This is a genomic window from Peptacetobacter hominis (assembly GCF_006861675.1).
Lineage (GTDB): Bacteria > Bacillota > Clostridia > Peptostreptococcales > Peptostreptococcaceae > Peptacetobacter > Peptacetobacter hominis.
The window spans coordinates 24403-45845 of the sequence record NZ_SGJB01000011.1 but is presented as its reverse complement, the minus strand read 5'-3'; the positions used below and the strand labels follow the sequence as shown (position 1 = coordinate 45845).

Annotated in this window: 21 protein-coding genes; 19 read left to right on the top strand and 2 right to left on the bottom strand. The window is 31.3% G+C overall.

What is annotated here, in order from left to right; translation table 11 throughout:
- Nucleotides 1–899: 899 nt before the first annotated feature.
- From erm to EXD82_RS10315, 3 genes are all read left to right on the top strand, one after another.
- Nucleotides 900–1670 (top strand): 23S ribosomal RNA methyltransferase Erm, encoded by a 771-nt coding sequence (erm, locus tag EXD82_RS06965; protein ID WP_142536196.1) that lies wholly within the window; start codon nt 900–902, stop codon nt 1668–1670.
- A gap of 174 nt (nt 1671–1844) precedes the next feature.
- On the top strand, nt 1845–3098 hold the full coding sequence (gene hflX / locus EXD82_RS06960; RefSeq protein WP_330573754.1) for a GTPase HflX: 1254 nt from the start codon (nt 1845–1847) through the stop codon (nt 3096–3098).
- A gap of 306 nt (nt 3099–3404) precedes the next feature.
- Nucleotides 3405–3569: a hypothetical protein gene (locus tag EXD82_RS10315; RefSeq protein ID WP_174919185.1), complete on the top strand. Its 165-nt coding sequence runs from the start codon at nt 3405–3407 to the stop codon at nt 3567–3569.
- A gap of 634 nt (nt 3570–4203) precedes the next feature.
- On the opposite strand, the gene EXD82_RS06955 is transcribed toward EXD82_RS10315, so the two are convergent.
- Nucleotides 4204–4983: a PHP domain-containing protein gene (locus tag EXD82_RS06955; protein WP_142536194.1), complete on the bottom strand. Its 780-nt coding sequence runs from the start codon at nt 4981–4983 to the stop codon at nt 4204–4206.
- Nucleotides 4984–5297: 314 nt separating this feature from the next.
- Here EXD82_RS06955 and serC point away from each other — a divergent pair, with 314 nt between their 5' ends.
- The 10 genes from serC to EXD82_RS06905 all read left to right on the top strand — a co-directional run bounded on the left by serC (nt 5298) and on the right by EXD82_RS06905 (nt 14811).
- A complete protein-coding gene (gene serC / locus EXD82_RS06950; RefSeq protein ID WP_142536193.1) occupies nt 5298–6398 on the top strand; it encodes a 3-phosphoserine/phosphohydroxythreonine transaminase in 1101 nt (366 codons plus the stop codon).
- The gene (locus EXD82_RS06945; protein WP_142536192.1) at nt 6391–7548 is read left to right on the top strand and encodes a 3-phosphoglycerate dehydrogenase family protein; all 1158 of its coding nucleotides are present in this window, start codon (nt 6391–6393) and stop codon (nt 7546–7548) included. Before serC ends, EXD82_RS06945 begins: the two co-directional genes overlap by 8 nt.
- A gap of 140 nt (nt 7549–7688) precedes the next feature.
- The gene (locus EXD82_RS06940; protein WP_142536191.1) at nt 7689–8186 is read left to right on the top strand and encodes a DNA-deoxyinosine glycosylase; all 498 of its coding nucleotides are present in this window, start codon (nt 7689–7691) and stop codon (nt 8184–8186) included.
- 1 nt (nt 8187) lies between these two features.
- Complete coding sequence (locus tag EXD82_RS06935; protein ID WP_246082024.1) at nt 8188–8847, top strand: B3/B4 domain-containing protein; 660 nt, start codon at nt 8188–8190, stop codon at nt 8845–8847.
- Nucleotides 8840–9331: a methylated-DNA--[protein]-cysteine S-methyltransferase gene (locus EXD82_RS06930; protein ID WP_142536189.1), complete on the top strand. Its 492-nt coding sequence runs from the start codon at nt 8840–8842 to the stop codon at nt 9329–9331. The genes EXD82_RS06935 and EXD82_RS06930 overlap by 8 nt, the downstream gene beginning before the upstream one ends.
- A 260-nt stretch (nt 9332–9591) precedes the next feature.
- Nucleotides 9592–10368, top strand: coding sequence for a sugar phosphate isomerase/epimerase family protein (locus tag EXD82_RS06925; RefSeq protein WP_142536188.1), 777 nt, complete (start codon nt 9592–9594; stop codon nt 10366–10368).
- Nucleotides 10365–11396 (top strand): ABC transporter substrate-binding protein, encoded by a 1032-nt coding sequence (locus EXD82_RS06920; protein WP_246082023.1) that lies wholly within the window; start codon nt 10365–10367, stop codon nt 11394–11396. Before EXD82_RS06925 ends, EXD82_RS06920 begins: the two co-directional genes overlap by 4 nt.
- A 2-nt stretch (nt 11397–11398) precedes the next feature.
- Complete coding sequence (locus EXD82_RS06915; protein ID WP_206668152.1) at nt 11399–13069, top strand: ABC transporter permease; 1671 nt, start codon at nt 11399–11401, stop codon at nt 13067–13069.
- Between the two features lie 2 nt (nt 13070–13071).
- Nucleotides 13072–14100, top strand: coding sequence for an ABC transporter ATP-binding protein (locus EXD82_RS06910; protein ID WP_142536187.1), 1029 nt, complete (start codon nt 13072–13074; stop codon nt 14098–14100).
- Nucleotides 14101–14811: a phosphatase gene (locus EXD82_RS06905; protein ID WP_142536186.1), complete on the top strand. Its 711-nt coding sequence runs from the start codon at nt 14101–14103 to the stop codon at nt 14809–14811. It begins immediately after the preceding gene.
- 62 nt (nt 14812–14873) lie between these two features.
- Here EXD82_RS06905 and EXD82_RS06900 read toward each other — a convergent pair whose 3' ends face one another.
- A complete protein-coding gene (locus tag EXD82_RS06900; RefSeq protein ID WP_142536185.1) occupies nt 14874–15698 on the bottom strand; it encodes a carbon-nitrogen hydrolase family protein in 825 nt (274 codons plus the stop codon).
- A gap of 237 nt (nt 15699–15935) precedes the next feature.
- Here EXD82_RS06900 and EXD82_RS06895 point away from each other — a divergent pair, with 237 nt between their 5' ends.
- The 6 genes from EXD82_RS06895 (at nt 15936) to lepB (ending at nt 21442) form a co-directional block, all read left to right on the top strand.
- The gene (locus EXD82_RS06895; RefSeq protein WP_142536184.1) at nt 15936–16727 is read left to right on the top strand and encodes a threonine/serine exporter family protein; all 792 of its coding nucleotides are present in this window, start codon (nt 15936–15938) and stop codon (nt 16725–16727) included.
- Nucleotides 16727–17197, top strand: a complete 471-nt coding sequence (locus EXD82_RS06890; RefSeq protein WP_142536183.1) for a threonine/serine exporter family protein — start codon at nt 16727–16729, stop codon at nt 17195–17197. Before EXD82_RS06895 ends, EXD82_RS06890 begins: the two co-directional genes overlap by 1 nt.
- Nucleotides 17198–17290: 93 nt before the next feature.
- On the top strand, nt 17291–18286 hold the full coding sequence (locus tag EXD82_RS06885) for a DUF4118 domain-containing protein (protein ID WP_142536182.1): 996 nt from the start codon (nt 17291–17293) through the stop codon (nt 18284–18286).
- Nucleotides 18287–18352: 66 nt separating this feature from the next.
- Nucleotides 18353–19336: an ornithine cyclodeaminase family protein gene (locus EXD82_RS06880; protein ID WP_142536181.1), complete on the top strand. Its 984-nt coding sequence runs from the start codon at nt 18353–18355 to the stop codon at nt 19334–19336.
- A gap of 103 nt (nt 19337–19439) precedes the next feature.
- Nucleotides 19440–20756: an RsmF rRNA methyltransferase first C-terminal domain-containing protein gene (locus EXD82_RS06875; RefSeq protein ID WP_142536230.1), complete on the top strand. Its 1317-nt coding sequence runs from the start codon at nt 19440–19442 to the stop codon at nt 20754–20756.
- Between the two features lie 44 nt (nt 20757–20800).
- The gene (lepB, locus tag EXD82_RS06870) at nt 20801–21442 is read left to right on the top strand and encodes a signal peptidase I (RefSeq protein WP_174919184.1); all 642 of its coding nucleotides are present in this window, start codon (nt 20801–20803) and stop codon (nt 21440–21442) included.
- Nucleotide 21443 lies beyond the last annotated feature (1 nt).

Below are 21443 nucleotides of genomic sequence, written 5' to 3'. Positions count from 1 at the left end.
AACATATCAAAAGAATAAGTTATGAAAAAGTAGAGTAACTAGTAAGAAAATAAATTTTATATTTTCAACTAAATTATAGGGAAATTGAATATAACTAAATAGGAATAGACATAGATGTATACTAACTTATGATGGAAAAATAGTAAAAGTTAGAAAGTGAGAATAATATTACTTTGCATATAAGTATAAAGGTGATTTAATGATATACGTATATATATTAAAGTGATTACAATACATTTAAAAAAGTAAAAAATAAAAATTTAAATAAAATTTGCAAATTAAGTTGGATCAATATTATTATGATAAGAAGAATTATTATATCTTATGAAGTAAAAGAATAGGAGTATAGCTATTATTCTTTATTTTGTCTATAAAGTATGATTTTTATAGAAGTAAATCTAGCGCTTTACTGCAAATATAGTTTATGGTATTATTGATATGTAAAAAATATGAAAGGAGTTGTATTTATGAAAAATTTATGTATAATGCTTAGTAAATTAAAAAAAATATATATTACTCCTGGGTATATTATAAATTAGATAGCATGTGTTTAATATACAAATCCCCTGGAATAGTGATTTATATTCTAGGGGATTTTTATAATGTTATAGTTCTACGCTATTTAATATTAATAGTTAGGATAGAAATAATAATGAAATAATTTAAAAATATCTTCAGTTGAAAATAACTACTTAATAAAGATGCAAAAATTATAAACAAATATTTAAAGCTTATTATATGAAAAATAGGAGGAAATAAAATGATTATGAATGGTGGAATAGCGTCAATGAGATTAAGAAGATAGCGCACGAGTTGTGGCTATCGTTAAACAAATTTAATATAATGTCATAACTCCGTGCTATTTAAAGAGTAAAAATAGTGAATTAAGGAGATTATGAATGAAAGCTAAAAGTAATAATTATAGAGGAAAAGTTGATATTAGTGTATCGCAAAATTTTATTACTAGTAAAAATACTATATATAAATTAATAAAAAAAACAAATATATCCAAAAATGATTTTATTATTGAAATTGGACCAGGAAAAGGTCATATAACAGAAGTTTTATGTGAAAAAAGTTATTGGGTTACAGCTATAGAATTAGATAGAAATTTATATGAAAATTTAGTAAATAAATTTAAAAGCAAAAATAATGTTACTCTTATTAATAAAGATTTTTTAAATTGTAAATTACCTAAAAAAAGAGAATATAAGGTATTCTCTAATATTCCTTTTTATATAACAACAAAGATCATTAAGAGATTTTTAGAAGAGTTAAACCCACCAACTGAGATGTGGTTAGTTATGGAGAAAGGTGCAGCTAAAAGATTCATGGGAATACCTAGAGAGAATAAATTATCATTACTTTTAAAAACTAAATTTGATATTAAGATAGTACACTATTTTAAAAGAGAAGACTTCCATCCAATGCCTAGTGTAGATTGCGTCTTAGTATATTTTAAAAGAAAATATAAATATGATATATCTAAAGATGAATGGAATGAATATACAAGTTTTATATCTAAGTCTATTAATAACTTAAGAGATGTATTTACAAAAAATCAAATTCATGCAGTAATTAAATACCTAGGTATAAATCTTAATAATATTAGTGAAGTTTCTTATAATGATTGGATACAGTTATTTAGATATAAACAAAAGATAGATTAGTAATAGTAGATTTAAATTAGGAGGTGTTAAAATGATTATGAATGGTGGAATAGCGTCAATAAGATTAAGAGGATAAGTCACGGGTTGTGGCTATTATCTTAATTTAATAAAGAGTCATAATCCCGTGATATTTAAAGTTAATATTTAAATATAAAATTACAGGAGATTATGAAGATGATAAAAAAAGGAATAATTGTAGGAATTAATATAAATAATAAAAATAATTTTGATGAATCTATGGAAGAATTAAAAAATTTATGCTTAGCTTGCAAAATAGAAACTGTTGGTCAAATTAAGCAGAATTCAAAGAAAGTTAACTCTACTTTTTATATGGGTAGTGGGAAGATAGATGAATTAAAAAATTTAGTAGAAGAAAACAATGCAGATATAGTTATATTTAATAATGAATTATCAGCGTCACAAGTTAAAAATATTGAAGAAGAAATAAATTGTAATGTCATAGATAGAACTGCGTTAATATTAGATATCTTTGCAAATAGAGCAAAAACAAGAGAATCTAAATTACAAGTAGAGGTTGCGAAGCTCCAATATGAATTACCAAGATTAGTTGGTTCAAATGAAGATTTAGGTCGTCAAAGTGGTGGAGTAGGGACTAAAAACAGAGGCGCAGGAGAAACAAAATTAGAATTAGACCGTAGAAGAATAGAAGATAAAATTGCTAATTTAAATAAAGAGCTTGAAGTATTAAAAAATCAAAGAGAAGTACAAAAAAGTAAAAGGAAAAAATCTAATATTCCTAATGTAGCTTTAGTAGGATATACAAATGCTGGTAAGTCATCTGTTATGAATGCTTTAGTAGAGAAGTTTATAAATGATGAAGATAAAAAAGTATTTGAAAAAAATATGCTATTTGCAACTTTAGAAACTTATGTTAGAAATATAAAATTAGATAATAATAAATCTTTTTTATTATCAGATACAGTGGGATTTGTTGGGGATTTACCTCATAGTTTAGTAAAAGCTTTTAGGTCTACTCTAGAAGAAGTTTGTGATGCGGACTTATTACTTCATGTGATTGATATATCTAATCCTAATTATGAAAATCATATAAATGTAACAAATGAAACATTAAATCAAATAGGGGCGGATAATATTCCTGTGATTTATGTATATAATAAAGTTGATTTAGTGGAATTAGATACATTCAATATAGAAGGGATAATGGTTTCAGCTAAAAAACATATAGGTATAGAAAAATTATTGAACTCTATATGTAAAAATATATTTATAGATTATATAAAATGTAAGGTGATGGTTCCTTATGAAGATGGGAAAATGATATCTTATATAATGAATAGTTCGACTGTTCTAGAAATTGAATATACTAATGAAGGAACTTTATTTAGTATAGAATGTAGTAAAGAAGATTATGTTAAATACCAACCATATATAATAAACAATGATTAAATGAAAGATGATATCACATATCAATTAAAAATCATTCAAGTGATAGACTATTTTATAATACTTAGAAAGATGGGATTAAATCTGATAAAGATTTTAAAGATAAAATTATAGGAAGCAAGCTAAATAGATTAATATCAAATGAATAAAAATCGAAAAATAGTTAATGAAATAATATTAATTAAATATTGGAAAGATAGATGTAACATATAAATTAAAGGATAGAACTGAGATAGATTCAGAAAAAAGAAATCCTAGATTTGGTGGATATACGGATACTAGTCAAAATTCTTAAGTAATGGAAGAGTAGTGCCAATAGAAATAGAGTGGCTTACAAAAAACTTTGATAAATATAGACATGATATAAAGGAATTAAGAAATAATGAAGGATTTTTAGTTGTATATAAGCAAAATTTAGGATTTCTTGTTGAACAAATAGAAGTAAAAAAAGAGGGTTTAAGTAGGATGATTTAAGCAAAATTCAGAGAAATTATCTCTAGAAAATCCTCAAGGAATTGATAAATCAGTAAAGAAATCTAATGAATATCAAATATATTTATTTTATATTACAACTAAAAGTAATTTTGATATAGTATTGGATAATGAGATATGGATCACTAGAGAAGAATAGGAGAAGAATTAGAGGACTATCTAAGTTTATGCAGATAAAAAAGGGAGATATTTTAATTTTTTGTTAAAGAATGAAATCAGATTCTAGTATAAAAGTATCTGGTGGAAGGGTTTCGGGTGATAAATATATTGGAACTTTTAAAGAAATTATAGGTGTTATTGTAACAAGAGGATTTTATGAATATACAAAAAATTTGGAATGGTAATATATGTCCCTATAGAATAGATTAAAAAAAGAAGTATTATTTAAAGGACATAATATACCATGTAATACTAAACAGTTAGGAAAATCATTACATGAGATATTAAGAAATTTACAAGTTAATGATTCTGTAGAAAAAATATATTCATTACTAATGATAAAATTAATGTATTTATGTATATATTAATGACCATAATATAAAAATATTACAAAAGATAGTTAAATAAAAATCAGCGTAAATATGAAATATAAACGCTGATTTTTATTTTTGGGTAATTATTTATTTGTTATTTCTTTTATATACATTCCTACATGTTCCGGTTTATGAGCATCAGAAGCAGTGATTATTTTAACTCCCTTATCCCTGAAAATATTAAAAACATCATCAGAAAGCCCCATATCCGGATGACCATACCTATAATAGCATCCAACATTGTTTTCAGCCATTACATTGTTTCTGTGCAGAGAGTCAGCAAGTTTTTCGTATAGAGGTGCTGTGTCTATAGAAGGTTTGTAACTGTCAAACATCTTGATTGTATCAGGATGGCCAAGCTGGCAGAAAAGACCTGACTCTACACATTTCATGCATCTATCAAAATAATCCTCATATATATCATCTACGGGATATTTATCCCATAGAATTTTTTCAGACAATCCTTTTATATCATATGGAACATCAAATGCATAATGAACACTTCCGACTACAAAATCGAAATCAAATTCATTGAGCATATCTTTTATAAATTCATTCTTATCTGGAAAATAGCATACTTCAAGACCGAAATTAACCTTTATTGGAAAATTATATTCTCTGGCCTTCTGTATAAAGTCGTAATAATCCTGTATAGGGATTGTTATATGATCATCTACCCACTTTGCAGCAAGAGGATCCTTTTTTCTCGAAGCTTCATAAAGAGGCATCCATTCCGTAAATCTGTGTGTATGTTCAAGCAGATTTATTTCCGAAAGACCTCTCTCCTGTGCATACCTGACGTATTCATTTATCCAATCTATTGTATATGGACTTTTTTCGATGTGTATATGAGCATCTATCATACGGCTACCTCCTGTATAAAAGTTTTAATCAAGATTATATAACAGAGAAAATATACAATCAAGCATTATTTTGAAAATTATAGGAATTGTACAGAAAATTGTGTATACAAAAAAATAAATAATAAACATAAAAATAGATATAACATGCAAAAATAAATATTCAATAAAGGTATAGTAATAATAATATTTACTAATATACCAATATATCTGAATTCAAAAAACTGAGAAAAATGAATTTAAAAATTTGTATATTGCAAAAGAAAATTCTCTGTGATAAGATAGTCGGTAAATATTTAAGAAAGGATGATTTGAATATGCGAGTTTTAAACTTTAGTGCAGGACCATCTCAGCTACCTGAGTATGTATTGGAAAAAATTAAAGACCAGATGATGGATTACGAAAAATGCGGGCAGTCAGTAATGGAGATGAGTCATCGCTCGCAGGAATTCAAAGGAATCATCGAGAAAACAGAAAAAAGACTTAGAAAGCTTATGAATATACCTGATAACTACAAGGTATTATTTCTTCAGGGGGGAGGATCTCTTCAGTTTACAATGATACCTGTAAACCTCTTTGGAGAGAATAAAAAAGCTGCTGTTGTAAATACTGGAGCTTGGAGTAAAAAAGCTGCAGCAGAACTGAAAAGGCTTGAGTGGATTTATGGACATGAAACATGTGTAATAGCAGCATCAAGTGAGGAGGATAATTTCAGCTATATACCAAAGGATTTCGATATACCTGAAGGAATAGACTATCTGTATATATGTGAAAATAATACAATATACGGAACAAAATACAAAAAACTTCCGGATACAAAGGGAGTAAAACTGGTTGCGGATTTATCTTCTTGTATACTGAGTGAACCGGTAAATGTTTCAGATTATGCTCTTATATTTGCAGGGGCACAGAAAAATATGGGAATTGCAGGACTTACAGTTGTAATAATAAGAGAAGACCTTATCAAAAAAGACGATAGAATACCTGCAATGCTGAGTTATTATGTCCATGCAGACAAGGAATCTATGTACAATACACCGCCGACATTTTCTATATATGTAATGGGACTTGTACTTGAATGGATAGAAAAAGAATTTGGAACACTTGAAAAACTTGGCGAGATAAACAGAAAAAAAGCAGATCTTCTATACGATTATCTGGATAACTCAAAGGTATTCAAAGGAACAGCAGCAAAAGAGGACAGATCACTTATGAATGTTCCATTTGTTACAGGAGATAAGAATCTTGACGCCGAGTTTATAGATTTTGCAAAGAAAAAAGGATTTGTAAATATAAAAGGACACCGTTCTGTAGGAGGGATGAGGGCTTCCATATACAATGCCATGCCGTATGAAGCGGTTGAAAAACTTGTTGAATGTATGAAGGAATTTGAGAAAGGGGTATTAGGCAATGTATAATATAAGACTTTATAACAGTATAGCAAAGAACGGAATAAAACAGTTCAGTGAAAAATATAATATAGTTGAGGATGAAACAGAGGAAGATGCGATACTTGTTAGAAGTTCAAATCTTCACAGTATGGTTCTAGAAGACAATCTAAAGGCAATTGCAAGGGCTGGAGCGGGTACAAATAATATTCCAATAGAAAAATGCACTGAAAAAGGAATAGCTGTATTTAACACTCCAGGTGCAAATGCAAATGCAGTAAAAGAGCTTGTAATGGTCGGACTTCTGATGAGTGCAAGACCACTATATGAAGCACTTAAATGGACATCTACACTTGATGGAAGAGACGATATAGAAGAAGTTGTCGAAAGAGAAAAGAAGAAATTCAAAGGTCATGAGCTAGAAGGAAGAAATATAGGTGTAATAGGGCTTGGAGCTATAGGAATAAAGGTTGCAAACCTTGCACTTGAATTTGGAATGAACGTATATGGATACGATCCATTTATATCAGTGGATGCAGCATGGAATCTTTCAAGAAATATAAAAAGAGCTACAGATATAAATGAACTTCTGAAAAACAGCGACTATATAACTCTTCACCTTCCACTAAACGAAAATACAAAGCATATAATAAATAACGATACGATATCACAGATGAAAGATGGAGTTCATATACTCAATTTTGCAAGAGGTGGACTTGTAGACGACGATGCAATAATAGAAAATGTCGGTGGAAAAGTCGGAAGTTATGTTACAGATTTTCCAAACAAGAAGCTTGCGGGTGTCAACAGGGTGTATAATATACCTCATCTTGGAGCATCTACTTTTGAATCAGAAGAAAAATGTGCTGTTATGGCAGCAAAGGAACTCATGGAATATCTTGAAAATGGAAATATAATAAACTCTGTAAATATGCCGAATGCATACATGGAGAGAAGTGGGAAGATAAGAATAGGATGTTTCCATAAAAATGTCGTAGGTATGATATCAAAAATATCTGACATACTTACAAAGAGAAAACTCAATATAACAAACCTTATAAATAAATCAAGAGGAGAATATGCCTATACTCTTATTGACCTTGACAGTGACGGATTAAATGGAGCAGTAGAGGAGCTCAAGGAAATCGACGAAATGATAAGAGTGCAGGTTTATTTATAAAACACACACCAAAACCATCCTAAAAGTATCCCGCGGTAAAACTGTGGGATATTTTTATGTAAGTTATATAATATAAATATGAAAGAAAATACATAATCAGGTGGTATAATTAATGTAGTGACAGAAACAGAGGTGTATATATGAAAAGAGAAGAGCATACTTTTGAACCAGTGTACGATAAAAATTCAGAGATACTTATACTTGGAAGTTTTCCATCTGTAAAATCAAGGGAGTTGAATTTTTACTACGGTCATAAGCAGAACAGATTCTGGAAGGTAATAGCTTCGATAACAGATTATCCTGTTCCAGAGAGTATAGAAGAAAAAAGAAGGATGTTACTTGAAAACAATATAGCAATATGGGATGTAATAAAATCATGTACTATAAAGGGATCGAGTGACAGCAGTATAAAGGATGTAATTCCAAATGAAATTGAAAAAATAATAAACGACAGCAATATAAAGAAGGTCTATACAAATGGAGATAAGGCTCATAGACTATATGTAAAATACTGCCTTGAAAATACAGGAATAGAAGATGAAAAGCTTCCTTCGACTAGCCCTGCAAATGCAGTTTTTTCACTGGATAGGCTTATTGAAATATGGAAAGAAAAAATAGTATCAGAAAGGGATGTTTAAAGTGGAAATAAAAATAGACAATATGATAAAAGAAAAAGTTCAAAATGCATCAGTATGTTGTATAGAGGCATCTATAAAGGTTGAAGAAAGTTCAGAAGAACTTATTGAATATATAAAAGCTGAATGCGAAAAAATAGAAAAAGAAATGACTACGGAAGACATAGCCAGTAACGATGTGATAAAAGCAAACAGAACTGCATATAAAGCATGTGGAAAAAATCCATCAAGATACAGAACATCATCAGAAGCACTTCTGAGAAGAATTGTGCAGGGCAAGGGTATATACTTTGTTAACAATATAGTGGATATAAATAATGTTGTTTCTATGAAATCGGGATTTTCGATAGGATCATACAATACCGATAAAATACATGGAGATATTGTACTTACAGTAGGAAAAGAAGGCGAATGTTATCAGGGAATCGGAAAAGGAGATATAAACATAGAAAATATGCCTGTACTTATGGATGATGATGGAAAATTCGGAAGTCCTACAAGTGATTCAAAAAGAGCGCTTATAGACGATGATGCTGAAAATATAATTATGTGTATATATTCGTTCAGTGGAACTGAGGGACTTAAAGAGGCATCTGACGAAGCGTGCAATCTTCTTGAAAAATATGCATCAGCTAAAAATATAAAGGTAGGAATATATGAATAATTATTATTTTACAAAAGATACTTCTATTGGGAAAATAACTGTAGAGGAAATAGATGAATATATAAGCGGTATATATTTTGGAGATTTTTCAGAGATATCAGATGAAATATATCTGAAAAAGAATACAGAAACTATAGAAAATGTATTTTTGCAGCTTGAAGAGTATTTCGAGGGTAAAAGACAGGAATTTGATATTAAAATACTTATAAGAGGCACAGAATTTCAGAAAAAAGTATGGAATGCACTTATGGAAATTCCATATGGAAAGGCCGTATCATACAAATATATAGCGGAAAAAATAGGAAATCCAAATGCATCTAGAGCTGTGGGAAATGCAAATAATAAAAACAGAATAATGATACTGATTCCATGTCATAGGGTGATTAGCAAAGATGGAAAACTTGTAGGATATGCGGGTGGACTTGATAAAAAGAAAAAACTTCTTGAGATAGAGAAAATAAACATAAAAAAGAGATGCTTATAAAAAAAGCTGCAGAAATTTTCTGCAGCCTTTTTTTTATAAAATAACTACGAAAACAATGGAAAATTAAATAAAAATAGAGGGAATTAGTAAAAAAATATTAAAAATATGTAAAACAACATTTATACTAATTTAACATTTTTAAAGGAAAACATATTTAAATCAAATTTATTTACAAAAAAATTTAAAAAAGTTAACATTTACAAAATATAAACTTTACATTGCTAAATTATAATAATTTCTGTAGCAAGGGGGTGGAAAAAATGGAAGTATATTTTTCATCAACACTAATGTGGGATGCGAGTGAAGAAGAAATTGTAAAATATGCGTCGGAGAATGGTTATGATGGAATAGAACTCTGGGCACAACATGCGGAATTTAGAAATTATGATATAGAAAGATACAGAGAATTATGTACGACATACGGGGTAAAAACAGTTGTGCATGCCAAAAGCTGGGATCTTAATTTCGCATCGCTAAACAGAGGTATCAGAGAAGCATCTATAAAAGAGATTAAATCATCTATAGACACTGCTTATATGTGTGGAGCTGAAGAAGTTACAATACATCCACCGAGGTATACTCTAATGGCCAGTGATGAAAATCTAAAAATAGGTCAGGAGAGTTTCTCGGAGATAAAGAATTATGCAGACAAAAAAGGAATAGGAATATCATTTGAGATAATGGAGCATATAAAAAAGGAAATTGTAACTGATATTGAATCACTTAATCTATTCAGATTAAATATGGATTTCGATAATGTATCGTATACAGTTGATTTGGCTCACTGTCTAAATGAAGATGAGTTCTGGAACAATATAAACTCACTTGATAATGTTTCAAAGATACATATAACTAATAAAAGGGGTACAAAATTGCACACACCGATAAGTGAAAAAGGCGATTTTGATATAGAAAAAATAATAAAAAAATTAATGGTTAATGGTGTTAAGATGGTTGTCGAAGGATTTGAATCGGGAAGATATTATGAACGAATCAAAGCAGAGACAGAGTATCTTAAGAAAGTGGAGGCAATATGAAATTTAGCAAAATGAAAAAAGCGATAAGTTTAGTGGTTGTTGGGTTCATGCTTGCAACAACAGGTTGTTCAAATGGTGGTTCAACTACAGATGAGGGATCTACTTCAGATTTATCAGGAGATCTTACGATATATACATCTCAGCCTGAAGAAGATATACAGGCTTTAGTTGAAGATTTCAATACGGTATACCCGGATATAAATGTTGAGATATTCAGAAGTGGTACAGAAGAGGTTGTAAGTAAAGTTCTTGCAGAAAATGAAATAGGTAATGTACAGGCAGATGTACTTCTTGTATCAGATGCAACAACATTTGAATCATTAAAAAAAGAAGATCTTCTAGAATCTTATGAATCGCCAGAACTTGAAGGAATAGATTCAGGATACTATGATGAAGAACATACTTATACAGGAACAAAAATAATAACTACAGGAATAGTAGTAAATAGAGACGTTGTAAAAGATGAAGTAAAAGGATTTGCTGATTTAACATCAGAAACAGCAAAAGATAACGCTGTTATGCCAAGTCCACTTTATTCAGGAGCAGCTTCATACAACCTAAGTGTTCTAACAAATACAGATGGAATAGGATGGGAGTTCTATGAGGCTCTAAAAGCCAACAACATAAAAGTTGATCAGGGTAATGGAACAGTACTTGAGGCTGTAACAGCAGGAGAAAAAGGGTTTGGTATGATAGTAGACTACATGGCATTACGTGCAAAAGATGAAGGAGCTAATGTAGATTTCATATATCCTGAAGAAGGATCACTTGTAATAACTGAACCAATAGGAATGGTAAAAGGAACTGACTCAGAAGAGCTTGCAAAAGCATTCATAGATTACATATTATCAGAAGATGGACAGGAAAAAACAGCAGAAATAGGATATACTCCTATAAAAGATGGAATAGCTGCACCAGAAGGATTTAAAGCAGCATCTGAAATAACAAATCTTTCAGTACCAATGGATCAGCTAATGTCAACAAAAGAAGACGATAAAGTAAAATTTGCAACAATATTTGGGGAATAGAAATGAATAGCTTTCTGAATAGATTTAAACCAATGGATATAGCGAAATTCGCTATATTCATTTTGGTTGTAGGGTTTGTTTTTATAATTCCAGTACTTACTCTTTTAAAAATGAGTATAACTGGAGAAGAAGGAATTACACTTGCGAACTATGCTACAATTTTTGCTGATCCAAGAACTAATAAGGCGATAGTAAACACAATTGTAATATCGGTTTTATCAACTATAATAGCGATTGTATTTGGAAGTCTTATAGCTTTTCTTGTAGCATATACAAATATATCAAACAAAAAAATTGTTGAGATACTAGTACTGTCTCCATATATTATACCTTCATATATAATAACACTTTCATGGAGTAATATACTTTCAGAGAAAGGTTTTATAAACGGTATAATAGAAAAAATGGGACTTCCTATAATAAATATATATTCTGTAGGAGGAATAGTTATAGTTATGGGAATCTGTAATATACCAGTTGTATATCTTATGGTAGTAAATATGCTTAGAAAAATACCTAAGGATATGGAACTTGCGGCCAGAACATCTGGATACGGGATTGTAGATGTTCTTAGAAAAATAACTATTAAACAGGTATCACCAGCAATTGCAAGTGGAGGTATACTTGCATTTCTTGCAGCAATAGATAATTTTAGTATTCCAGCGTTTCTAGGAATATCATCGGGAATATCGGTTCTGAGTACATATATATATGAAAAGGCAATAAGTTTTGGGCCTTCTTCTTTTAATATAGCAGCTGCATTATCAGTTATTTTATCGATAATAGCCCTTGCTGGATCTTTTGTACAGATAAAATTTGTTGCAAAAGGATCGCAGATGGAAAGTGTAAAAGAAGATTACTCTGTAAGAGTATTTTTCTCAGAAAGAAATGTAAAGATAATCAATGTAGTGCTTATGGGAGTACTTGTAATTGTAAATATAGTTCCTCTTTTATGTATGATAATATCATCATTTTATGGAAACTATGGAAGCATATTTGATCTTTCAAACCTTACACTTGAGAATTATCAGTTTGTATTAACAAATAGTGGAGTGGCAAAAGCTGCATCAAATAGTGTATTCTTGGCTCTTATAACATGCGTGATATGTATAATTGTAGGTACAGCAATAGCATATATGAAAGTAAGAAAAAATTCAAAACTTGCATCTTTCTTTGAGTCATCGGCAGCGCTTACATATGCTCTACCAGGAATAGTACTTGCACTTGCAATGATATTCCACTGGGGTAAATTCAATGGAGTATATGGAAGTGTGAAAATACTTGTAATTGCATATATTACAAGATATATGGTGCTTCAGATAAAGGGAAGCAGCACAGCACTTTTATCAGTTGAATCTTCACTTGAAGAGGCAGCCCAGATAAGTGGAAGTAATATGTTTAATACATGGAGAAGGGTAATAGTACCGCTTATAGCAAAGCCCGTTCTTGCGAGTTCTTTCCTTATATTTGTATCTTCATGTAGTGAGCTTACACTATCGTCTATACTTGCATCTGCGGGAACAAAGACAATAGGTCTTACTATATTCAATCTGAAGCAGAGTGGAGACTACAATCTTGCGGCAGCTATGTCATCTGTCATAGTTATATTTGTAATAGTTGCGTATGCTGCATCAAACTTTTTAAAAATGGAAAGAAAGGTGAAAAAGGTATAGCTATGGGTTTAAAAATAGAAAATTTAACTAAAAAATTCGGCGATTTTACAGCGATAAATAATATAAATTTCTCTATAAACAAAGGGGAATTTCTTGCGATACTTGGTCCTAGTGGATGTGGAAAAACAACAATGCTTAGAATAATAGCAGGATTTGAAAAGACTACAGATGGTACAGTATCGTATGATAATCAGGTTCTTACATCAAAAGATAATACAGTTCCTGTAGAAAAAAGAAGTCTTGGAATGGTATTTCAGTCATTTGCATTATGGCCACATATGACTGTCCGTGAGCATGTGGAATTTCCGCTGAAAAGCAAAAGATGTAAAATGAATCAAGAAGAAAAGAAAAAGGCAGCAGATGAAGCTATAGAGGCAATGAGATTAACATCTATGCAGGATAGATATCCAGGACAGCTTTCAGGTGGACAAAGACAGCGTGTGGCACTTGCAAGAGCAATAGTTGAAAAACCACAGATTCTTCTTATGGACGAGCCTTTGAGTGCTCTTGATGCAGAACTTAAAATGAGTATGAGAAGAGAAATACAGGATATACATAGACTTACAAATGCTACAATTGTATATATAACTCATGATCAGAGTGAAGCATTGGCTTTAGCCGACAAAATTATAATAATGAAAGACGGAGAAATAGAGCAGATGGGAACTCCAGAGGAGATATATCAGAATCCTAAGACAGAGTTTGTTGCCACATTTGTAAGTAAGTCTAATCTTATGGAAGGTGAGTGGGAGAATGATATATTCCACAGTAAAGATGGCAAATTTATTGTAGAAAACAAAAAAGTAGATGAATACTTTAAAAATAGAAATATATGCCCTGTAAGACCTGATGAGATAATTATTACAAAAGATACTGATGGTACAGAGGGAGTAGTTGTTAACAGACAGTATAATGGAAGAGAAAATCATTATACAGTAAAAGCTGGGGATGTAGACTATAAAATATACTCATCAGATACAGAATATCATACTGGAGATAAAGTATACTTAAAATATAGGGAGGCAATATAAATGAAACCTTTAATAGATTTACATACGCATACAATAGTAAGTGGACATGCATATAGTACACTTAAAGAAAATATAGAAATGGCAAAAAAAAGAGGAATACTTATATACGGTTCTAGTGAACATGCAAAAATGATGCCTGGTACAACTCATGAGATATACTTTACAAACTTCAAGGTTGTTCCAGATGAAATTGATGGAGTGAGAATACTAAACGGTATAGAGGCTAATATATATAATATAAATGGGGATATAGATGTAGACGAAAAACTATATCAGAAACTTGATTATATAATAGCAAGTCTTCATTCTACAACTTTTGAGGATCAGGGTATAGAAAAAAATACAGAGGCAGTAATAAATGCAATAAAAAATCCTAATGTAAAAATAATAGGGCATCCAGATGATGACAGATATCCTCTTGATATAGATAAAGTGGCAAAAGCTGCATATGAAAACAAAACAGCACTTGAAATGAATAATGGTTCTCTAAACCCTAAATCGACAAGAAAAAATGGAGCGGCAAACATAGAAAAAATGCTTGAAGCATGTAAAAAATATGGAACAATGGTAATAATGGGAACTGATAGCCATATATGTTATGAAGTAGGAGATTTTGAAGCATCTTTAAAATTGCTTGAAAAAGTTGATTTTCCTGAAGAACAGATAATAAACTTTGATACAGACAGAATTTCATACATTCTTGAAAAATAATAAATACTATATACGAAAATAAGATATGGCAAATGCCATATCTTATTTTTGGTAATAGAAAATTAGAATTTATTAATATCATATATATCAGTACGTCTGTGCTTAAGAAGAGGGAGCTGTTCTCTTACAGATTTTATGACATCTTTATCTATATCAGCATAAATGATACTTTCCTTTTCATCCGTAGAAGCGACTATTTTTCCCCATGGATCGGAAACCATAGAATGTCCATAGGCAACATATGAAGCATCAGTATTTCTGGCAGGTGCAGCTGCAGCGAAATAAACCTGGTTGTCGAGAGCTCTCATTCTTATGGAAAGTTCCCAGTGAGCAGGTCCTGTAGTCATATTGAATGCTGCGGGAAGTATTATAAGTTCTGCTCCCTCAAGAGACATAAGTCTTGAAAGCTCAGGGAATCTTATATCATAACATATTGCAAGTCCTATTTTTCCAAACTCTGTATCAAAAACAGTAACCTGATTTCCGGGACTTAGCGTATCTGATTCCATAAAATATACTCCACCTTCTACATTTATATCAAAAAGATGCATCTTCTGATGTTTTGCAATAAGGTTACCCTCTCTATCAAAAGCATATGAAGTGTTAAAAATATTTCCGTCAAAAAGTTCAGGAATACTTCCGCCGATTATATAGACATTGTTTTCTTTTGCAACCTGACTTAATGCAGTGGTTGTTTTTCCCGGATATTCTTCAGCATATACAGGAAAACAGTCATTTTGATAAGGGCAGTTGAACATTTCCGGAAGAACAATGATATCAGCATTTTCAGATGCTGCTTTTTTTATCATTTCACATGCATGTTCTATATTTTTATTCTTATCTTCAGATACGTTCATTTGACAAAGTGCAAGTTTATAGCTATTCATATAAAATCCTCCTCCATATCGTATATAAGATATTATACCATAATGTATGGAATATTCAGATAATAATATGAAGTAAAAATATACCTTTACTTAAAAACTTTTACAATATATATAGAAATCTATACTTTGTATATAAAAAAACAATCGATTTATTTACAAAAAATATGTTTTATTTTTCCTGGTGATGTACTAAAATAGAGATGCTATGCACAGAATAAGGAGATGATGATATAAAATATGTTAAATGAATCTGATATAAAAAATGAAACTGAAATAGATAGAATACTTAATTTTGCTGCTGAAGCGGGAAGAGTGATGCTTAGATGCGGTGGAGAAATATACAGAGTTGAGGAAACCATAGAAAGAATATGCATATCTTTCGGGATTGATGATGTTGAAGTGTTTGCTACACCTACAGCACTTTTAGCATCTGTATATAGAAATGGGAAAATATATTCTGTAGTAAAAAGAATAAACAACAGAAGTACGGATCTTGATATGATGAAAAAAATAAATGGACTTTCAAGAAGTCTTTCATACAAGAAAAGAAGTATAGAGGAATGCGAAAAAATTCTTGATGATATATCTTCAAAGGATGAGTATTCAAAACTTAAGAGGATAGCATCAGGTGGAATAATTGCAGGAGCTTTTTCTATACTTTTTGGTGGTGGAGCAATTGATCTTATTATATCGTTTATAGCAGGAATGTTCACTAAAATACTTGTGGATTTTCTGGAGGAAAAAAGTCTTAATGAATTTTTCGTAAATATAATCGGTGCCGCATTTATAGCGGGAGTGTCGATATTTTCATATGAATTAGGATTTGTAAATACAATGGATTATATAACTGCGGGGGTAATAATGCTTCTTGTACCAGGATTTGCACTTACAAATGCAATAAGAGATATACTTGATGGGCAGCTTGTTGCAGGTACTGCAAAACTGTCAGAGGTTCTGTTTATAGGAACATCTATAGCTGTCGGGATGTATATAGTACTTAACTGGTATCTGAAAGGAGGCATTTTTTAATGATAAGAATAATAATTGAAACTATAGCAGCTTTCTATGCCGCATATGGATTTGGACTTGTTTTCAATATAAAAGGAGATACTTTAAAAATAGCAGGAATAGGTGGGGCTATAGGATGGTTTGTATATAAGGTTCTAATAACATACACATCAATAGCAGATCCTGCGGCTCTTTTCCTAGCAGGTGTTTCATTCAGTGTATATTGTGAAATGTGTGCCAGAATATTTCTTCTTCCCACAACAATACTTAGTGCGTGTGCGCTGATAGTTTTGGTACCTGGATTTGGAGTATACAAAACTATATATGAGTTCATAATGGAAAAATATATAACAGCAGGAAATCTGTTTACAGAAACACTTGCTGCAGCAGGTGCACTGGCACTTTCTGTAATATTTGTAACCTCTATTTTCAGAAACGTAAATATAAGAAGAATCATATCATCAAAGTTTGAGAAAAATGATGTAAAATAAGATAATAAATAGTACAATAGAATATACAATAGGGTTATTGAAAAGTTCGATAGGATAATGATATATATCCGAGGATAGAAAGGAGAGGGTTTTATGAAGGAGAGAACTTTTTATAAAGATGAGAGAACCAAGCTTTATAATAATATGGACTCGATACAGCCAAAAGCATACTTTATAGACAACAGTATCAAACTGATGATTATAACAGCTGTTTTATGTGGGTTATCAGTTTTTATAAATAGTATGAATGTCGATATAAGTGTAATAATACTTATATTTATGATGATACCTATAATGACAGCAACTATGACAGACGGTGTTATTTTTGGCGTTGTATCAGCGGTCGCATCTGTATTTTTATTTGATTTTATATTTATGGAGCCGCTTTATGGATTTTCAGGATGGGATAGAAATTATACTATAATGTTTATCGGAATGTTTATTTTTTCCTGTATATCTACTGCAATAGTATCAAAGCTTAAGCTTGAGATAGAGTCTCAGAAACTTAAAGCAAGAAAAATGGAAATGCTTTATAAAACAGACAAGATGCTTCTAAGAGCCAGAAATAAGGAACAGATAATGGAAAGTTCCGGAGAAAATCTTGTTAATATACTTGGAAAAACAATTCTTATAACACTTCTTGATGAGAATAGAAATCTTATGGAACCTCATGTATATATATGTAACAGTAATGGAAGCGAAAATATATTCAGAACTATAACAGAAAGAGAAATTATAAAAGAGTGTTTCAGAAGAGGCTGTTCTGTTGGAGTGGGAACAAAATTTTATGGAAGTAGTAATGCACACTATGAGCCGATAAAAGGAAACTATTCTACACTTGGAGTTATAGGGGTTGCATGCTTTAAAAAGGAAATACTTTCAGAAGATGAAGTGAAAATTCTTAAAGTTGTTGCAGAGCAGGTGTCTGTAGCAATAGAAAGAGAGAATATATTTGAAAGAAGACACCTTGCAAATATAGAAGGAGAAGAGGAAAGATTAGTAGAGAAAATAAGAAGAGTTACAGGTGGAGATTACGTTACTCTTGACGATTTTCTTTACGATAACAGTCCTGTAAACAGCGGTAAATAATTAGTGAAATAATATAGAAACCGCAATATAATAGAAGTATAGAATAAAAGTTATGGAGGTTTTTCTATGTTACTGTTAAATAAAGATGATATAAAAAAAGTATTTACAATGAAGGATGCTATAGAAGCGGACAAGGAAGCATATAGAATATTCAGCGAAGGAAAAGCGGAAGTTCCTCTTAGAACAAATATGGCTTCAGAAAAAAATGGAAGCATGCTTTTCATGCCAGGATATGTATCTGAGCTTGGATGTGCAGGAATGAAAATAGTATCAGTATTTCCTGATAATGCAAAAATAGGCAAACCTGTTACACCTGCTACAGTACTTCTTATGGATGATTCTACAGGGGAAGTTGTATCTATACTTGATGGTACGTATATAACACGGGTAAGAACAGGAGCTGCATCAGGAGCAGCAGTTGATCTTCTTGCAGTTGAAAATGCTGAAATAGGAGCTCTTATAGGAACTGGCGGACAGGCACCGGCTCAGCTTGAGGCTATGCTTGCAGCAAGAAAACTTAAAGAAGTGAGAGTTTATAGCAGAAACAAAGAAAAAAGAGAAAAATTTGCTCAGGAGATGAATGAAGAGCTTAAATCATATGGAGCAGTAATAAAAGCTGTAGAATCATCTGATGAAGCCATAACAGATGCGGATGTTATACTTCTTGCGACTACATCAGAGACTCCGGTAATAAACGGAGATCTTGTCAAAAAAGGAGCTTTAGTAAGCGGTGTTGGTTCATATATGCCTAATATGCATGAAATAGATGAAAAAACTCTAAAAAAAGCATCAAAAATATTCTTTGATTCAAAGGATGCAGTTCTGGCAGAGGCAGGATGTATAATAACGCCACTTAAAAAAGGAGTTATTTCAGAATCTGATTTCAGCGGAGATATAGGAGAAGTTGTCATGGGGACAAAAGCTGGAAGAGAATCAGACGATGAAATAATAGTTTTCAAAAGTGTTGGAATAGGTGTTCAGGATGTTGTGACAGCCAAGAGAATATACGACAAAGCTGTTGAAAAAAATATAGGAACAGAATGGAAATAATAAAATAAATATATCGGGCTGGTTTGAGTTAGTAAAAACTACTTTAGAACAGCCCGTTTTTTTTGTATAATAGGATTAAATGTTATCATGCGGAAGGAGAAAAATATTGAAATTACCAGAACGTTTTTTGAATGATGTAAAAGAGATACTAAAGGATGAGTATGATGAATTTATAAAAAGTTATGATATGCCAAAGACTACGGCTCTAAGAGTAAATACAATGAAATCTGATATAACAGAAATATCAAAGGAGCTTGAGTATTCATTCAGGGAAGTTGAATGGGCCAAAGAAGGTTTTTATTATAATGAAGAAGAAATAAGGCCGGGAAGAAATCCTCTTCACGATGCAGGAGCATATTATCTTCAGGAACCGTCAGCCATGAGTGTTATACCTCTTGCAGATATAAAACCGGGTCAGAAAGTACTTGATATGTGTGCTGCCCCAGGTGGAAAATCTACATATATATTATCAAAACTTGAAAACACAGGTATACTTGTGTCAAATGAAATAAATAAGCAGAGAATAAAGGCTCTGGGAGAAAATATGGAGAGATTTGGAGCCTCAAACTGTATAATAACCAATACAGACTCGGCATCTTTAAAAAAGGTATTTAAAGGATATTTTGATAGGGTTGTAATAGATGCTCCATGTTCAGGAGAAGGAATGTTCAGAAAAGATGAGGTTGCAATAGAGGACTGGAGTTATGCAAAAGTTCTTGAATGCAGCTCTATACAGAAAGAGATAATAAAAGATGGATATGATATGTTAAAAGAAGGTGGAGTACTTGTATATTCGACATGTACTTTTTCAAAAGAGGAAAATGAGGATATAATAAATGGATTTGTAGAAGAATGTGATGGAGCAGAACTTATACAGATGCATAGATTATGGCCTCATAAGATAGAGGGAGAAGGTCATTTTGCGGCAAAGATAATAAAAAATGAAACAGAAAAATGCAAAACAAAGGATTTATCCCGTGTAAAAGAACCAAAGGAGATTAAATTCTATAGAGATTTCGAAAAGAAATTTATGAATATATCTCTGGAAGGAAATTTTGTACTAAGAGGAGAAAATCTGTACCTTATGCCGGAAAATGCTCCGGATACCGGAAAAATAAAACTTCTTAGATATGGTCTTCATCTTGGTGTAATGAAGAAAAACAGATTTGAGCCTTCACATGCACTTTCACATTATCTGAAAATAGAGGATGTAAAAGGCTATGAGGACTTTGATTCAAAATCTGAAGAAATAGCATCGTATCTAAAAGGTGATACTATAAATACAGGTAAAAGCAGAGGATGGATAATAGTTTCTGTAAATGGTGTTCCTCTTGGATGGGGAAAAGAAAATGGTGGAATAATAAAAAATCACTATCCAAAAGGTTTGAGAAGGGTTTATTTACCAGGCAATATGTTATAATAAAAAGATAAGACAAATTATCATTTATAAAAGGAGAGATTGACTTGAATAAAAAAGATAGAAACAGAAAACATGAGGATACGGAAAAAACTACTGCACAAAGTATAAAAGAATGGATTGGCGTTATTGTTACTGCAGTTATAATAGCAGCTGTGGTGGTACAGTTTATAAGACCTACAAGAGTTGACGGGGATTCAATGTATTCAACTCTTGAAAATAACGACTATCTTATAATAAATACTATGAAATACAGATTCAGTGAGCCTGAAAAAGGAGATATAATAATATTCGATACAGATACGCCTCTTGATCCGGCTATGGATATGTCAACAGACAGTAGAAATATATTAAAGAAAGGTATTGATTTTGTTCTAGGTGATGACAGCAGAACAAAGGACCTTGTAAAAAGAGTTATAGCTGAAGGCGGAGACAGAGTGCAGATATCCGATGGAAAAGTATGGGTAAATGAAGAGCTTATAGAAGAGCCTTATCTGGATCCGGGTATGACTACAGAGGGAGAAATAGATGTAATAGTTCCTGAAAATACATTCTTTGTAATGGGAGATAATAGAACTGTAAGTCTTGACAGTAGATATGCAGAGGTAGGATTTATAAGCAAAGATAAGATAATGGGAGAAGTGATGTTCAGATTACTTCCTGTATCTTCTATCGGTACTGTAAAATAGA

What these genes read in the sequence shown, in the direction of transcription:
- erm (WP_142536196.1), top strand. Translation starts at nt 900, where the DNA reads ATGAAAGCTAAAAGTAATAATTATAGAGGAAAAGTTGATATTAGTGTA.
- hflX (WP_330573754.1), top strand. Translation starts at nt 1,845, where the DNA reads ATGATAAAAAAAGGAATAATTGTAGGAATTAATATAAATAATAAAAAT.
- EXD82_RS06955 (WP_142536194.1), bottom strand. Translation starts at nt 4,983, where the DNA reads ATGATAGATGCTCATATACACATCGAAAAAAGTCCATATACAATAGAT.
- serC (WP_142536193.1), top strand. Translation starts at nt 5,298, where the DNA reads ATGCGAGTTTTAAACTTTAGTGCAGGACCATCTCAGCTACCTGAGTAT.
- EXD82_RS06945 (WP_142536192.1), top strand. Translation starts at nt 6,391, where the DNA reads ATGTATAATATAAGACTTTATAACAGTATAGCAAAGAACGGAATAAAA.
- EXD82_RS06940 (WP_142536191.1), top strand. Translation starts at nt 7,689, where the DNA reads ATGAAAAGAGAAGAGCATACTTTTGAACCAGTGTACGATAAAAATTCA.
- EXD82_RS06930 (WP_142536189.1), top strand. Translation starts at nt 8,840, where the DNA reads ATGAATAATTATTATTTTACAAAAGATACTTCTATTGGGAAAATAACT.
- EXD82_RS06925 (WP_142536188.1), top strand. Translation starts at nt 9,592, where the DNA reads ATGGAAGTATATTTTTCATCAACACTAATGTGGGATGCGAGTGAAGAA.
- EXD82_RS06920 (WP_246082023.1), top strand. Translation starts at nt 10,365, where the DNA reads ATGAAATTTAGCAAAATGAAAAAAGCGATAAGTTTAGTGGTTGTTGGG.
- EXD82_RS06915 (WP_206668152.1), top strand. Translation starts at nt 11,399, where the DNA reads ATGAATAGCTTTCTGAATAGATTTAAACCAATGGATATAGCGAAATTC.
- EXD82_RS06910 (WP_142536187.1), top strand. Translation starts at nt 13,072, where the DNA reads ATGGGTTTAAAAATAGAAAATTTAACTAAAAAATTCGGCGATTTTACA.
- EXD82_RS06905 (WP_142536186.1), top strand. Translation starts at nt 14,101, where the DNA reads ATGAAACCTTTAATAGATTTACATACGCATACAATAGTAAGTGGACAT.
- EXD82_RS06900 (WP_142536185.1), bottom strand. Translation starts at nt 15,698, where the DNA reads ATGAATAGCTATAAACTTGCACTTTGTCAAATGAACGTATCTGAAGAT.
- EXD82_RS06895 (WP_142536184.1), top strand. Translation starts at nt 15,936, where the DNA reads ATGTTAAATGAATCTGATATAAAAAATGAAACTGAAATAGATAGAATA.
- EXD82_RS06890 (WP_142536183.1), top strand. Translation starts at nt 16,727, where the DNA reads ATGATAAGAATAATAATTGAAACTATAGCAGCTTTCTATGCCGCATAT.
- EXD82_RS06885 (WP_142536182.1), top strand. Translation starts at nt 17,291, where the DNA reads ATGAAGGAGAGAACTTTTTATAAAGATGAGAGAACCAAGCTTTATAAT.
- EXD82_RS06880 (WP_142536181.1), top strand. Translation starts at nt 18,353, where the DNA reads ATGTTACTGTTAAATAAAGATGATATAAAAAAAGTATTTACAATGAAG.